This window comes from Venatorbacter sp. C2-1, assembly GCF_022832715.1.
Lineage (GTDB): Bacteria > Pseudomonadota > Gammaproteobacteria > Pseudomonadales > Oceanobacteraceae > Venatoribacter > Venatoribacter alkanivorans.
The window spans coordinates 1,161,451-1,176,651 of sequence record NZ_CP094879.1 but is presented as its reverse complement, the minus strand read 5'-3'; the positions used below and the strand labels follow the sequence as shown (position 1 = coordinate 1,176,651).

General features: G+C 52.5%; 14 protein-coding genes. 6 read left to right on the top strand and 8 right to left on the bottom strand.

Features of this window, described 5'->3' with window-relative positions; translation table 11 throughout:
• Positions 1–100: 100 nt before the first annotated feature.
• Positions 101–1,264: a type III PLP-dependent enzyme gene (locus MT343_RS05335; protein WP_145469110.1), complete on the bottom strand. Its 1,164-nt coding sequence runs from the start codon at positions 1,262–1,264 to the stop codon at positions 101–103.
• A 381-nt stretch (positions 1,265–1,645) separates the two neighbouring features.
• Between MT343_RS05335 and MT343_RS05330 the strand changes: the two genes are divergently transcribed.
• The 4 genes from MT343_RS05330 to MT343_RS05315 all read left to right on the top strand — a co-directional run bounded on the left by MT343_RS05330 (position 1,646) and on the right by MT343_RS05315 (position 6,722).
• Positions 1,646–3,490, top strand: a complete 1,845-nt coding sequence (locus tag MT343_RS05330; protein ID WP_145469516.1) for an ABC transporter ATP-binding protein — start codon at positions 1,646–1,648, stop codon at positions 3,488–3,490.
• An 894-nt stretch (positions 3,491–4,384) separates the two neighbouring features.
• Positions 4,385–4,798, top strand: a complete 414-nt coding sequence (gene rnk / locus MT343_RS05325) for a nucleoside diphosphate kinase regulator (protein WP_145469109.1) — start codon at positions 4,385–4,387, stop codon at positions 4,796–4,798.
• A gap of 228 nt (positions 4,799–5,026) precedes the next feature.
• Positions 5,027–5,644 (top strand): hypothetical protein, encoded by a 618-nt coding sequence (locus MT343_RS05320; protein WP_145469108.1) that lies wholly within the window; start codon positions 5,027–5,029, stop codon positions 5,642–5,644.
• Positions 5,637–6,722 (top strand): rhomboid family intramembrane serine protease, encoded by a 1,086-nt coding sequence (locus MT343_RS05315; RefSeq protein WP_222428566.1) that lies wholly within the window; start codon positions 5,637–5,639, stop codon positions 6,720–6,722. The genes MT343_RS05320 and MT343_RS05315 overlap by 8 nt, the downstream gene beginning before the upstream one ends.
• A gap of 60 nt (positions 6,723–6,782) precedes the next feature.
• Here the strand turns inward: MT343_RS05315 and MT343_RS05310 are convergent, their stop codons facing one another.
• The 3 genes from MT343_RS05310 to hemH form a co-directional block, all read right to left on the bottom strand.
• Complete coding sequence (locus tag MT343_RS05310) at positions 6,783–7,601, bottom strand: crotonase/enoyl-CoA hydratase family protein (RefSeq protein ID WP_186435911.1); 819 nt, start codon at positions 7,599–7,601, stop codon at positions 6,783–6,785.
• A 213-nt stretch (positions 7,602–7,814) separates the two neighbouring features.
• On the bottom strand, positions 7,815–8,294 hold the full coding sequence (locus tag MT343_RS05305; RefSeq protein ID WP_145469106.1) for a LabA-like NYN domain-containing protein: 480 nt from the start codon (positions 8,292–8,294) through the stop codon (positions 7,815–7,817).
• A 59-nt stretch (positions 8,295–8,353) separates the two neighbouring features.
• On the bottom strand, positions 8,354–9,349 hold the full coding sequence (gene hemH, locus MT343_RS05300; RefSeq protein ID WP_368666039.1) for a ferrochelatase: 996 nt from the start codon (positions 9,347–9,349) through the stop codon (positions 8,354–8,356).
• A gap of 208 nt (positions 9,350–9,557) precedes the next feature.
• Here hemH and MT343_RS05295 point away from each other — a divergent pair, with 208 nt between their 5' ends.
• On the top strand, positions 9,558–10,031 hold the full coding sequence (locus tag MT343_RS05295) for a methyltransferase family protein (RefSeq protein WP_145469105.1): 474 nt from the start codon (positions 9,558–9,560) through the stop codon (positions 10,029–10,031).
• An 8-nt stretch (positions 10,032–10,039) separates the two neighbouring features.
• Here the strand turns inward: MT343_RS05295 and MT343_RS05290 are convergent, their stop codons facing one another.
• Positions 10,040–10,426, bottom strand: a complete 387-nt coding sequence (locus MT343_RS05290) for a hypothetical protein (RefSeq protein WP_145469104.1) — start codon at positions 10,424–10,426, stop codon at positions 10,040–10,042.
• 11 nt (positions 10,427–10,437) lie between these two features.
• Positions 10,438–11,151: an NAD(P)-dependent oxidoreductase gene (locus tag MT343_RS05285; protein ID WP_145469103.1), complete on the bottom strand. Its 714-nt coding sequence runs from the start codon at positions 11,149–11,151 to the stop codon at positions 10,438–10,440.
• Positions 11,152–11,273: 122 nt separating this feature from the next.
• Between MT343_RS05285 and MT343_RS05280 the strand changes: the two genes are divergently transcribed.
• Positions 11,274–12,188 (top strand): LysR family transcriptional regulator, encoded by a 915-nt coding sequence (locus tag MT343_RS05280; RefSeq protein WP_145469102.1) that lies wholly within the window; start codon positions 11,274–11,276, stop codon positions 12,186–12,188.
• Positions 12,189–12,602: 414 nt separating this feature from the next.
• Here the strand turns inward: MT343_RS05280 and sph are convergent, their stop codons facing one another.
• Positions 12,603–14,183, bottom strand: coding sequence for a sphingomyelin phosphodiesterase (gene sph / locus MT343_RS05275; protein ID WP_186435910.1), 1,581 nt, complete (start codon positions 14,181–14,183; stop codon positions 12,603–12,605).
• 236 nt (positions 14,184–14,419) lie between these two features.
• Positions 14,420–15,199, bottom strand: coding sequence for a nucleotidyltransferase domain-containing protein (locus tag MT343_RS05270; RefSeq protein ID WP_145469100.1), 780 nt, complete (start codon positions 15,197–15,199; stop codon positions 14,420–14,422).
• Positions 15,200–15,201: the final 2 nt, after the last annotated feature.

Sequence of the window (15,201 nt, the reverse complement as noted above, 5' to 3'; positions counted from 1 at the left end):
CCTTTTCGCGCCTGTTGACCAACCGCCACCATGCGAAGGGCATAAAAAAACCGCCGGCAGGTTACCCCGCAGGCGGTTTATATAGCAGACCGGAGCCTGCTCAGATGCAGAAAGAAGCCAGCGGCGGGAAGCCGTTGAATTCCACAGCACTGTATGTAGTGGTGTAAGCACCGGTTGAGAACCAGTACAGACGATCACCGGATGCCAGATTCAGTGGCAGCTCATATTTGTAGTCTTCGTACAGAATATCGGCGCTGTCACAGGTCGGACCAGCCAGAACCACTTCTTCGAGTTCGCCTTTTTTCTCCACAAACAGCGGATACTTGATGGACTCGTCCATGGTTTCGATCAGACCACCGAATTTACCCACATCGGTAAATACCCAGCGGTGCAGACCGTAACGGTCTTTACGGCTGACCAGCACCACTTCGCTGACCAGAATACCGGCGTTGGCGACCAGCGAGCGACCTGGTTCCAGAATGATTTCCGGCAGTTCGTCACCGAAATCCTCATGCAGGAAACGGGTAATTTCTTCTGCATAGGTTTTCAGATCGTTGGTACGGCTGATGTAGTTGGCCGGGAAGCCACCACCCAGGTTAATCATTTTCAGTTCGATGCCGTCTTCTTCTTTCAGACGTTCGAAAATCACCTTCACTTTGGCAATCGCCGAGTCCCAGGCACCGATATCACGCTGCTGAGAACCTACGTGGAAAGAAATACCGTAAGGCACCAGACCCAGATCACGCGCCAGCAGGCACAGGTCCATCGCCATATCGGTCTGACAACCGAATTTACGCGACAGTGGCCAGTCGGCAGTTTGCGAACCTTCAGTCAGAATACGCACAAATACACGCGCACCCGGCGCCGCTTTGGCGATATTGCGCAGGTCGGCTTCTGAGTCGGTAGCAAACAGGTTCACACCCTTCTCATAGAAGTAGCGGATATCCCGGGCTTTCTTGATCGTGTTGCCATAGCTTACACGGTCACCTGTCACACCCTGTGCCAGAACTTTATCCAGCTCGTAGCGTGAAGCTACGTCAAAACAACAGCCACGGTCACGCAGAATGCCCAGCAGTTCAGGCATCGGGTTGGCTTTAATGGCGTAGTAAGTTTTCGCATAAGGAAAACTGCTGATCAGTTCATCAAGCTGACGCTCAAAAATACGTTTATCGACAACAAGACAAGGAGTTTCCTGTTTGTCGGCAAATTCTTTCAGGCGAGCAAAGCTCTCGGCATCGTAGTAGTCTTCAGGTTGAACAACCATTGGGCTCGCTACCTCCTTATCCGGGTAGTGATGTGAATGAAAAAAGTCGCGCAAAGATAGGCTTATCTGCGCGGTAGTACAGTGATTTTTCTTTGTCCTAACGATCACATTCTCAAATCGTAACACGTCTGGCGATCAGAATCTTTGCTCAAAGGGATGCAAATTCACAGCAATCCGCCAGCAATGCTCCTGAATCGTCCTGACAAAGCGCTACAGCCGCTTTAGCACTGCGGCAGAGTAAAACACCGGGTTTACACCAGCAACCTCTCTCAGAGCGTTATTCCGTCGCCCGAACAGTGAAATCAATTTTCAGCGCTTACATTCATAAGCCTGCTCCGCTAAGGTGTCGGGCTGTTTCACTCCTGCCTTTATATGACCAGTATGCTCAGACTCTTTGAACGTTTTGTGAATCCCTTTCCTCCGGAACACCCGCAGCAGCCACCTGCCGGAATTTTTGCTTTCTGCCGCCATTACACCCGTGGTCTGGAAGTACCACTGGTGTTTATGTCGCTGCTGACGGCTCTGCTGGCGGTGCTGGAAGTCATGATGTTCGGCTTTATGGGCAATCTGGTTGATTGGCTGAGTCAGCGCACACCCGACACCCTGCTCGCTGAAGAAGGCGGCCGCCTGCTGCTGATGTCACTGATGGTCGTACTGGTGATGCCTTTAGTCGTCTTTTTCCACACCTTGCTGGTGCATCAGACGTTATTGGGTAATTACCCGATGAAAATCCGTTGGCTGACCCATCGCTACCTGTTAAAGCAAAGCCTCGGTTTTTATCAGGATGAATTTGCCGGCCGCCTCGCCACCAAGGTGATGCAAACCGCTCTGGCGGTGCGCGAAACCGTTATGAAGCTGATGGATCTGGCGGTTTATATTCTGGTGTATTTCACCTCGGTACTGGTCATGGTGGCACTGGCCGACTGGCGCCTGATGCTGCCAATGCTTGCCTGGCTGGCGCTGTACATTCTTGCCCAGCTGTACTTTGTACCCAAGCTGAAACGCATCGCCACCGAACAGGCCGACGCCCGCTCCACCATGACCGGACGCGTTGTCGACAGCTACACCAATATTCAGACAGTAAAGCTGTTCTCACATACCGACCGTGAAACAGATTATGCACGCGACTCTATGGAAGGCTTTATGGATACCGTGTACCGCCAGATGCGTCTGGTCACGGGTCTGAATGTGACCGTTAACGTCATTAATTACCTGCTGGCTTTTACCATTGCCGCCATCGCCGTCTGGCTGTGGATGGATAGCGCCATCAGTATTGGCGCCATTGCCATTGCGATCTCGCTGGCGCTGCGCATCAACGGTATGGCGCAGTGGATTATGTGGGAAGTCAGCGCCCTGTTTGAAAATATCGGCACCGTTGCCGACGGCATGAAAACGCTGTCCAAAACCCCGCAGGTGCAGGATAGCGCTGACGCCAAAGCACTGAACGTAAATCAGGGCGAAATCCGCCTGGAGCAGGCTTCATTCCATTATCAGGGACATGAAGACAACCAGAATAAAGAGGTATTCGAGGCACTGAATATCCATATCAAAGCCGGCGAGAAAGTGGGATTGGTCGGACGCTCCGGTGCCGGCAAATCGACACTGGTTAATCTGCTGCTGCGTTTTTACGACCTGAATTCCGGCCGTATTCTGATCGATGGTCAGGATATTAAAGACGTAACTCAGGACTCACTGCGCAAACATATCGGCATGGTGACTCAGGATACCTCGCTGCTGCACCGCAGCGTACGTGACAATATTCTCTACGGACGCCCGGATGCCAGCGAAGCCGAACTGCTGGAAGCGTCGCGCAAGGCCGAAGCGCACGAATTTATTCAGGAACTGCACGATCCGGAAGGCAACACGGGCTACGACGCTCAGGTCGGTGAACGTGGGGTAAAACTGTCCGGTGGTCAGCGCCAGCGTATCGCCATTGCCCGGGTATTATTAAAAGACGCGCCAATTCTGATTCTGGACGAAGCCACCTCCGCGCTGGACTCGGAAGTCGAAGCCGCCATTCAGGAAAGTCTGTACCGGTTAATGGAAAATAAAACCGTGATAGCTATTGCTCACCGGTTATCGACCATTGCCGCGATGGATCGCCTGATCGTACTGGATCAGGGGCGTATTGCTGAGCAGGGAACGCATCAGGAACTGATTGCCAAAGGTGGAATTTACGCGCAATTGTGGGCGCACCAGACCGGCGGTTTTATTGGCGAAGAATAAGGTAAATAGCAAAGCCGCGTTGAACCGTAATGCTGCTCACTTAACGTTTTAAATCATTTTGAAACGCCCAATGCCTCCCAGGGGAACTTCTCCCCTTGCCGGCGGGGCTTTATACCTGACCGCCATGGATGGCGGAAATGCATGTTTTGCAGGAGCACAAACAGGCCCAGCTTCGCGCTTTGCAGGCCTTTTTCCTCCATTCAGACCTCCTCGGTCACGGTAACGCGGATAATGGGCCATCCATGGCCCTATCCGCTCGCTCTGCATCCATGCAGAGACGTACCGGCTCAGTGCTCTTCATTCCGGCGTCCTGCAGGCGCATTGATTACTCCGCAAAGCGGCTTTTCAGAACGGACATTATTGTTCGATAAAAACGACGTTGCGGCTGAGATAAGCCGCGCCTCTGGGCCCGCCGCCATGAGCGATGATTTTTACGATCTGGCTGGCATGGATGCCAGGCAAGCGTATCCGGCCATGGATGGCCGATATACGCGTGGTCAGTAAAAACTGAGTGAATAAGGATCACGGGCCAGAAAGCGCAAAGCAGGGGCCCGGGGAGAAGTTCCCCGGATTGGGGCGCAGGGGCTTGCCCCGCAAAGGCTGTTCAAGTGCAGTCCGCGCTGGCTGGTTGCTTAAGTGAACAGCATTAGCGTTAAGTCAGTATTTAAGCCCACTCTGGGCTCATTCAGACAAACCGGATCAGTAGTTTTATTGGCAGAAAGTAAGACAAAACATAAGCACCGCGGCATTCATACCATGGCCGTTTATGACCCCTTGCTTTATTATTAACACAATTGTAACTTAATCTTTATTCCCGTAATCCCTTATTCGCTCCGCAGCCCTGCTGCGGGGCGTTTTTTTCATGCGGGCCTTACCTACAAACAGGTCAGTTTTATGAGCAGCAAGCCGAACATTATTATTTCCAGTCTTGATCTGGAACGCCTGGAACGTTTATTGGATTCCCTGCCCGGCAAAGCCTTCCCGGGAATGAATGAGCTGGAAGAAGAGCTGGAACGGGCTCAGATTGTCGCACCGCGCGATGTTCCGGCAACTGTTGTTACCATGAATTCTACCGTGCGTTTTCAGGTAAAAAATACGCAGGAGGAATTCTGTCTGACGCTGGTGTATCCAAAAGACATGGACACCACGGGCGGTACAATTTCTATTCTGGCGCCGGTCGGCAGTGCCCTGCTTGGTCTGTCGGTTGGCGATGAAATTGAGTGGCCAGGTCCCAGCGGCAAGCCGATGCAGGTCTCTATCGGAGAGATTTTGTATCAACCGGAAAGTGCCGGTGAATTCCACCGCTGATTTTCCTCGCGGGGCGCCTGTAGTTAATGGCGCCCTGCGTCTGTGAACCACGTCTCCTTTCAGATAAATAATGCCGATAAAATGCGTCGATAATCCACGGTGTCTGGCATCTTTATCCAGACTCCTCGCACCTAAGCATTAATATATTTGTTATTTTCATGTCAGCGCTGTATGGCAGCTGCGTTTCAGTCGCTATAATGCCGCCCTGAATTCATACAGGGAGGCAGCATGCCAATGAAAGTATTATCCGTACTCAGCCGGCCGGTGAAAGAAAAACTGGCACATGCGGACCACAGGGATCTGACCAGCTCTGGTTTCTGGATCGGCCATTTATTAATGATTGCAGCCACCATTGCCGGTGTGTATCTGGCCGCTCAGGCCGGTTTGCAGCAAGCCATCCTGTTTGATGATATCACCAGTAAAGAAACCAACTATTATCTGCGTCAGTCACTGTATGACGAAGTCAACACGAACGTAAAAATTCTGCGTAAATACAACGAAGAATATTTCGCCCGTGGCATTTCGGTACAGGAACTGAAGCAGAACAATCCGAAAATCGGCCGTTATGTCTGGGAGACCATGAAGTACTCTCCTAACACACTGGAAACTCCGAGCTATTTCCTGACCGAAATTCAGAACTTCTACCGCACCGTGGATGATCTGATTGAGAAGCGTGAAAAGTTCACTTATGGCCCGTCATACGCAACCAAGCTGCTGACAGAGCAACTCGACAATATGGAAAAGAACGTATTACCAAAACTGGCCGAAAACGGTAACAGGCTGGCGGCTGAGCTGCTGGTATACAACGTTGATGTCCATGAAGATAAGGAAGTAGCCGGTGAGTAATAAATATTGTCCGCGCTGCAGTAATTCCCTGCTGACGCCAATGGCCTATGAGGGTGAAGAACTGGATGTCTGCCGCAAATGCGGCGGCATGTGGTTTGAAAAGAACGAGCTGAATTCTCTGCTGTCCGCCTTCGATAATGGTGACGATGCCGTTCAGTTTGAAGAACAGCTGGGCAAGCGTCTGGGACAAACCGATGCCGACTGTCCACAGTGCAACGCCAAACTGTATAACTACCATCTGCTCGAATCTTTTCAGGTGGAGGTCGATATCTGTCATAAGTGTGACGGCACCTGGATTGACCACGACGAACTGGAAGAAGTTAAACACTCGCCACGCCTGCGTGATGTATTAAACAACATCAACCAGAAAACCAGCTGGAAAACCTGGCTGTTCCAGTTTCTGTCGCAAATGCCGGTGGAATATAACGTTAAACCGCATCGCACTCCGGTGGTGACCTGGGCGCTGATTATTATCAACTGCCTGATTTATTTTACTTACGCCACCAGCGATGAAATGACCAATCAGGTTTTTGAGCTGTTTGCCAGCACACCATCCGATTTTGCCCATGGCGAACATCTGTGGACGCCATTAACGGCAACCTTCCTGCACGGCAGCCTGATGCACCTGCTCGGCAATATGTACTTCCTCTGGCTGACTGGTGATAACCTCGAAGATGCGCTTGGCCGCTGGCGTTTCCTTGGTCTGTATCTGATTTGTGGTCTGGGTGCCAGTGCCTTCAGTATCGGCATGAACTGGAACAGCACCATTCCAAGCGTAGGGGCCAGCGGTGCAATTGCCGGTCTGTTTGGTATGTATATGATCTGGTTCCGCCATGCCAGCCTGACCTTTATGATTGTTGTCTGGCAGAAAAAACTGTCAGCAGCCTGGTACTTCCTGATCTGGTTAGGCATCAACCTGTTTGGTATGGCCGTTGGCGGCGGTGGTATCGATTACTGGGCACACATCGGTGGTTTTATTATCGGTGTTGTTATTGCGCTGCTGCTGAAAAACTTCGTGATGGAGCGCAATCCGGTCATTGCTATGCTGGCCAAGCCGCACGCTCAGCTACTGCGCTGAATAGTATCCGGCATAAAAAACGGGCGCTTACAGCGCCCGTTTTTTCGTCCGGAACTTTTATTATTTAAAAGAGGTACGGTCTTTAAAGGGTTTTGGCTCTTTATCTTTACCGGCCAGCCCATTGGCCATGGCAATACGCTGGTTTTTACGGCCCAGCAAACGTGCCTGCACCCAACGCTCCCAGCGCAGTGCTTTCCAGGTATCGGCTTTCCAGGATTTTTTGAATAAATATTTGGTGGCGGCAATGGCATCCGGCGATTTACTGGCAATCACTTCCGCCAGTGCCTGAGCATCGGCCAGCGGATCGGCCGACAGCTTGCTGATTAATCCGTATTCGTAACCTTCTTCGGCACTGAACTGACGGCCAGTCATGGTCAGTTCCTGGGCGATATCCACGCGGGTTAAACGTGACAACGTCACCATTCCGCTCATATCAGGAATCAGGCCCCACTTCATTTCCATAATGGATAAATTGGCATCCGGCGTGGCGATACGGTAATCGCAGGCCAGCGCAATCTGCATACCGCCACCGAAGCAGTTACCGTGAATCGCACAGATAACCGGCACCGGCAGGTCACGCCAGCAATGGGCAATCTGCTGGGCGATATTCTGTTTGGTCCAGGGCCATTTTAAAAAGACTTTAGGCACCATCATCGGATCTTTGCTCAGCGCTTTAAAATCCAGACCGGCACAGAAAGAGTCGCCTTTGGCAGCGAGAATCACGGCGCGCACACTGCGATTTTTACGCAGTTTTTTCGCACAGGCGATCATCTCTTTAAACATCGGCATATCCAGCCCGTTGAGTTTTTCCGGGCGGTTCATATACACGTAAGCAATATGATCTTTGATTTCGCAGAGAATACGGTCGGTGCTGCTCATAAGGTTGTCCATAGCATTCGGGGGTATCCGGCTGGTTTGGCCTGTAGTTCAGGCTCAGCCTCGTATGATTCTGCAGGCGATGATTTCACAGATTACGGCCGTCAGCCATGATCAATCTGAACAGATCAGAAACCCAAAAGCGCAGCGCTCAGCAAATAAGGCACAACTGGCTGCTAAAACCCGGCTCAGACAGCCGGGTTAAAACAACAAGGCTCAGCGCCGCAGCAACAGCGACTCATCGATGGCAATAAAGCGGTCAGCGGCTTTAATCAGCGCCTGGGCGGTTAACGCCTCAACACCAAAAGCCCAGGCCTGGGCACCGCTGCGTTTAACCCGCTCCAGTGCCAGATCAAAGTCGCCATCACCGGAGGCCAGCACCACGATATCGGCTTCAGGCGCGGCATCCAGTAAATCAATAGTGATGCCCACATCCCAATCGCCTTTGGCCGAGCCATCGCGGCGCTGAATAAAAGGCTTAAGCCGTACCTCAAAACCGATGTTGTGCAGAATACGCTGAAAATTCATCTGCGCCGCATCACCACGGTCGATGGCATAGGCCACCGCGCGCACTACTTCGCGCCCGGCGGTCAGCTGATCCCAGAAGGCCTGATAATTAAAATGGCAGCCGAAGGTCTGGCGCGTGGTGTAATAAATATTCTGCACATCGACAAACAGGGCAATGCGTTCTGTCATAAATCCGCCGGAAAATTAACCATAAAAAGGGCTGCCAGGGCCTGTGAACACGAGCCTGGCTACCAGCCCTGAGTATTGTCCTTCACCAGCTGCGCCATCATACCGATATGATCGGGACGGTCATTCAGACAGGGAATATAGTGATACTCGCGGCCGCCGTTATGCAGGAAGGTTTCGCGGTTTTCCACATCCAGCTCTTCCAGGGTTTCCAGACAGTCGGCAGCAAAAGCCGGGCTGATCACGTCCACCCGGCCAACACCGGCTTTACCCCAGTCGGTGAGGGTAAAATCGGTATAAGGCTTCACCCACTCTTCACGGCCAAAGCGTGACTGAAACGAGCACAGCCATTGCTCTTCACTTAACCCAAGCTCGGCTGCCAGCGCTGCAGCGGTTGCCCGGCACTGTGACGGATACGGATCACCACGGTCTTCATAACGCTGCGGAATACCATGAAACGACATCAGCAAACGGTCGCCCTGACCGTGCTCTGCCCAGTATTCACGCACCGAATCAGCCAGTGCTTTGATATACGCCGGGTGCTGATGATATTCGTTGACCCAGCGGGTTTCCGGCAGATGCGGGCAAGGCTTCAGCGCCTTAGCCAGACGATCAAACACCGCCGCCGTGGTGCTGGAAGAAAATTGCGGGTACAGCGGCAGCACCAGCATTTTATCGACACCGGCGGCGCGCAATTCACGCCCGGCCTGCTCCATCGACGGCTGGCCGTAAGTCATCGCCAGTACCACCGGAATATCGCACCCATACTGTGCCTTTAAGGCCTCTTTAAGAGCCTGCTGCTGGGCACGGGAAATGGTCATCAGCGGTGAGCCATGCTCGCCCCAGACCGAGGCATAAGCCTTGGCCACCCGGCCCGGACGGATACGCAGAATCACGCCATGCAGAATCAGCCACCACAACGGCCGCGGCACATCGACCACGCGCTTATCCCAGAGAAATTCAGCCAGATATTCGCGCACGGCCTTCGGTGTCGGCGCTTCGGGAGTACCAAGGTTGGCGAGCAGCACGCCAAAAGGCGGGCGTTGAGGCAAATTCACGGGCGTAATCTCCTGCCTTGTATAAGTTTTGCCTAAGTTTATCGGAACCGTGGCAGAGGGTCATCCGTGATTATCTGATCCGGCTGATGAAGGCCGATAAGGCAAGCCGGTATTGGGTGAAATTCAGGTCTGTATACAGGGGGAATAACTCTGTCATGATGCCAGTGTCTGCCGATTGCGCGCAGCAACCCCATGATGGAGTACAGCGATGAAATTTCTGCAGTTAAAAATACCGCCACTGCTGCTGGCTGGCCTTACCGCCTTGCTGATGTTATTGCCGGTGATATTGCGTACCGGTCATATCAGCGGCTGGCATGGCCTGCGCTCTCCGCTATTGGTTATCACGCTGGCCCTGTTTTTTGCCGGTGCCGTCTTCTGCCTGGCCGGAGTTGCCAGCTTCCGCCGTGCCCGCACCACCGTTAATCCGATGCGCCCGCAACAGGCCAGCACACTGGTGCAGACCGGGGTTTATCGCATGAGCCGTAACCCCATGTATACAGGCTTCGTACTGCTGCTTGGCGCGCTGGCGATGGTGCTGGGTAATTACCTGAGCGCGCTGTGCATTCCGCTGTTTATGTCTTATATGAATCACTTTCAGATTGAGGCCGAAGAAAAAGCCCTGAGCGAATTATTCGGCGACGAATACCGCGCTTACTGTCAGCGGGTAAGACGCTGGCTGTAAGGCCGTATTCAGAACACCATCAGCGGAGCGGCATTCACACACCCAGTGTCAGGCGGCGCGTAAAACACCGCGGCTTCGGGCCCGGTGTAATCTTCATCACGCAAAGAAATACGTAATAACAGGCGGTCATCAAACAGCAGTTCCAGATCATCCTCGCTGAGGCTGACCGAGGTAACGCGACAGCCAATCAAAGCCTGCAAACTCAGGGCGACGCCACTGTCGCACAACAAACGCAGCGGATTAAAAACCGCCAGATGGCCACGATCAAACTGCAGATTAAGGCCTGCAATATCCAGATAACCTGCACGCTCTGTGGCCTGCATTATTTTGTCAGCCGGACTGGCCTGTTGTAAGCAGGCGCCCTTCAACAGGGCCTGCGCTGCTGCTGCATCCATCCTGTATCTCCTCAGCCGCTGAGTGGCTTCTGATATTTTCCGTCGGCTCTGGCCATCAGAGCTGACGGCGCCCGGCAGCCAACAATCGCCGGCGCCTGCTGAATCAGACTGTCATCTTCCACAGCATGCACCATAAACAGCGCAAAGTCGGTACGCCGGGTCAGATTACTGGCCAGAACGGCATCGCCCACATGCCCGCTCCAGCGCGGTAACCCCTCCGGCTCGCCCTCTTCAAGATCGCTGCCACGCACCACTGTCCAGCGTCTTTTACTGTTAAACACCCGGCGGCAGGCCTCTTCCTGATCACTCAGATCCGCCAGCCGTAACCAGCGTGCCAGCCGCCCGAACAGCGCGACGAATAAACGCAGCTGCCAGGAATAACGGTCTTTACCGTCGCGCGAAATATGCCAGCCGCAGGAAAACACCAGGCGTGCCTCCGCCGGAGCAAAATCCAGCACCGCCTGCGCCGTGTTGGTGGCGTAGCCCTGTACGCCCCAGGGCACCAGCACCGTCAGCACCGCATCACAATCGGCGACCGCCGCACGGATAACCTCGCGCTCATCCGTACGACCGGGAAAAATACGGATTTGTCCGGCAAAGCGGCTGAGCTTAGCGACACTTTGCGGGCGGCAAACGCCCACCACTTCATAACCCTGCGCCAGCGCGTGTTCGGTCATATACTGGCCAAGTTTGCCCGAGATACCAACGATGCAGATTTTCTTCATAGCCTGAGCCCTCATTTCAGTCTGCCCAGCTTATCCATACACAAAACGTATAGAAATCCGCTAAAGTTGCATCATTCATATACATATCTGTATAAGAACAATGAATTTAAGGAGAGAAGAATATGGACTGGGGCTCGGTAAACTTCGACTGGAACCACGCCCGCGCGTTTTTAATCAGCGCCGAGCAAGGCTCGCTGTCGGCCGCCGCACGTCTGCTCAATACCAGCCAGCCCACCCTCAGCCGTCAGGTCGCGGCACTGGAACAGGAACTCGGCATCACCCTGTTTGAGCGGGTCGGTAAAGGACTGCAGCTGACCGACAGCGGCGCTGCCCTGCTTGAGCACCTGCGCCCCATGGGTGAAGCCGCCAACCGCTTTGCTTTAACGGCCGCCGGGCAATCACAACTGACCGAAGGCCCGGTCTGTATTGCCGCCAGCGAAATTGACGCCATCTTCCGCCTGCCCGCCATGATCGACGCTATCCGCCAGCACGAACCCGGCATCCAGCTGGAAATTGTGGTATCCAACAACATCAGCGATTTACAGCGCCGTGAAGCCGATATTGCTATCCGCAGCCTCCGCCCCGAACAGCCCGATTTAATCGTCAGGAAACTCGCCGATGAACCTATCTGGCTGTACGGCAGCCACGAGTACCTTAATAATCTGGATACGGTTAATAAGACTGCCGGCAAGAGCAAAACAAGCATTGACCCACATATTCAGATTATCGGTTTTGAACGTAACGACAGACTGATGAATATTCTTAACCAGCATGGCTGGCAGCTGAGCCAGAAGAATTTTTCCATCGTCACCACATTTCAGATGCTGCAATGGCAACTCGTCAAACAAGGCAATGGCCTTGGCTTTTTTCCGCAACAGATTGGCGATGCCGAGCCAGCGTTCCGTCGAGCCTTCAGCGAACGCGGCGCACCGGTAACCGTGCCGCTATGGCTGGTCTGCCACCGGGAATTGCGCACCAATCCGCGGGTTAAGCGGGTATTTGATTTGTTGGCAGAGATGCTGACGGAGGAAAATTAGTAAAGGCTTTTAACCAGCAGCGTTTCAGGGCGGTTAAACAGGCCACCCCGAGAAAGTGGCCCTGTTTATTAGGACAGCATTAATGACAATGATAAGGCTGTGATCCGGCATGACAGCACTGCCCTGCCGGGCTGTCTTTCCGGCAACCGCCGCTGTGAGCGAAAGCAGCCGATGTAAAAATCACAAGTGATAATGCCAGGATTATTTTTTTCATGGTGAGATTCCGATTCTTAGTGTTTGTTATCAAAAACCTCCCTGTCGGGCCAGACGGATACTCTCCACCCAGCCTTCAATAAAGCCTCTCCTTTGCTCTACTGATCAGACTGAACGTCATTGAGTTTTCAGTCAATGGCAGACAAATAAAAAAATGGCGTGCCGTAGCACGCCATTTTCCATCAGACCGAAGCCTGATAATTACTGCACGTAGCGCAGTTTTGACGTCCAGTCCTGCTTCTCACCCACACCCATTTCAACAGTAAAGGTTTCGTTAGCACCCACCGAACCTGACCACATATACAGATGATCGGTCCAGGAACCTGACGGCCAGCGCTGCAGATAATAATCTTTGCCGCTCACCGTATCGCGGTCAACAAATACCACCTGATCGCCGTTTTTCAGACAGTCGCCATCGTCATTCAGAATACGGATACGTAATTTATTGGAGGCATTATCCTGTTTGGTAAAATAGGCATAATTACCGCCACCACCGCCAAGCCACCAGTTCCAGTAAGAGCCGGCACGCAGATTACCCTGTACCTGCACAAAGTCGTTACTGCGAATACAGAAAGCGCGGTTTTTCGGATACCAGTTATCCAGATTAAAACTGGCTGCCGCATCGCTGGCACTGCCATTCACCTTAATCCAGCCGTCGTTATCGCTGGCGTTAATTTTGATATAAGCGCCATTGGCCTGGTTACGGAATTTCACGGCGGAATAAGGCTGATTCACAAAGCGGTAGCTTTCGGTGCGGGTGTTGTCATCGGCATAGGAGAAACCGGCAATCGGATAATGATCGGACAGTTCCTGATACTGATAATTTTTGTTTTCCCAGCGTGGCGAGGTCACGTCCAGCGACTGGTTATGCCAGTAGGTTGGCTGCGCATGATCACGGGAAACAAAAATATAATCGAGGTATTCGCTGGGCAGGTCCGGATAATTATAGGCGGCAATACCGTTGGATTCCGGGTCCCAGGATGTATCAAATCCGGCGTAGGCATCCGGTGCATTCACATGCAGGGTTTCCAGCATATCCGGGTACTCAGCACTGTTTTTAATTACGTTAAAGTCGCCACCAATAAACACAACCTGATCAGCCGGAATATTTTTGCTGGCAATAAACTGCTGCATTTCGGTGAACTGACTTCTGCGTGTGGCAGCCGGGTCGGAACAGGCGCCGTCTTCGGCCTGGGCATGGGTACCAATCACATGATAGTCATGACCATTTTTATCCAGACGGATATAAACAAAGCCTTTATTGGCTAACCAGTCTGCACCGCAGCCGTCCTTGTAGACGTACTGAATTTTTTCCTCAATAGGCCAGCGGCTGACAACAGCCACCCCGCCATCTTCCGGAGCGGTACTACTGTATGCACCCAGAGTCTGATTCCAGCCGCTTTGGGTGCGGCCCAGTACCGGAGTCTGATACGGATACTGACCTTTCAGGCCATCCAGCAGGGTTTGCGCCGGCCCATTATCAAAAAGCTCGTTAAGAATAATGGCGTCGTGCCCATGAATAACGTCCGATTGCAGAATCAGTTCCGCACGGGTTTGTTGTGACCAGTCGGAGATAGCACCGGTCAACATGTACACGTTGTAGGCCAGCAGCTTTAAATCGTCCACATACGCCAGATTGCTGGCAGGGGTTACGGGTGCAGGAGTGGGCGCCGTGGCTTCCTGAGTGACGATTGGCGTGTCAGACATGGCCTGACTGCTCATAGCGGCCAGCAATAAAGAAGCGGCCATCAGCGGTTTGAATGCAGCGTTTTTCAGAGTCATGTTAATCCCGGATTTATTATGTTTATCAGATTGGGATTCCCTTCCCCGACCTGTCATTCTAAAGAGCAACAGCCTCAGCAAAAATGGGCCTATCGTACCAATTCAGATAAATATCTCAGAGCAACATCAGAACTGATCCGCTGAAGTCAGCATTCCGGGCGTCCACAGGCCGGACCCGTGACAGAAAAAGCCCATACAAACCCGCGCTTGTATGGGCTTTTTCTTTACCGAGCGCCTTAAAAAACCAGGCTCTCATGAAACAAAGCATTCAGTTCCTCCATTACCAGACGGTCATTAAATGTACTGTCAGCAAAGGATTCCAGACGTTCTAATTCAGATTCGATAAACTGATTCAGCTCCGGAATCGGCGGCGCAAGTTCTTTTTCCAGACTGATCTTCTTACGCTCCAGCAGTGCTGATATCCGTTCATTCAGCTCGCTGTTGCCAGCGATCAGCTGGCGCAGAGTTTCAAATTCAATGGGTGCAGGCTCGCGATATCTCTCCAACCACATAATGGACAGCAACGGGCGTAACACATAAAAGTATTTTTTAATTGGCACCAGATCATCACGCAGATAACCCCGGTAGTTCGTCTTCGCCATACTGCGGTAGTGGTATATCCCTTTTTCAACGCAATAGACCGTACTCAGCAGCTCACGCGACCTGTGCGCAAAATCACCGCGATCAAGGTAAACAATGGGCGACTGCAGCCACTCGACAAAGGCCGGATTCGAACGCGAGAACAGCTTTAAGGCTTTGCGGATATCCCAGCCGTTGATGTCGATTTCATCGACAATCGGATACTCGATAACATCGCGCTTATCTTCCAGATCCACCGCCACATACCAGTCTTTAGGATGTGCATAGATAAAACGCACATCGTAATCACTGTTAGGTGACTCGAATCCCCAGGCACGGCTACCCGATTCAACCGCGTAAAGAACACGAACACCGTGCTCTTTTTCGGCATTTTCAATGCGGGTAAGGATCTCTTTTTTAACAGCGGGTTCAATCATAG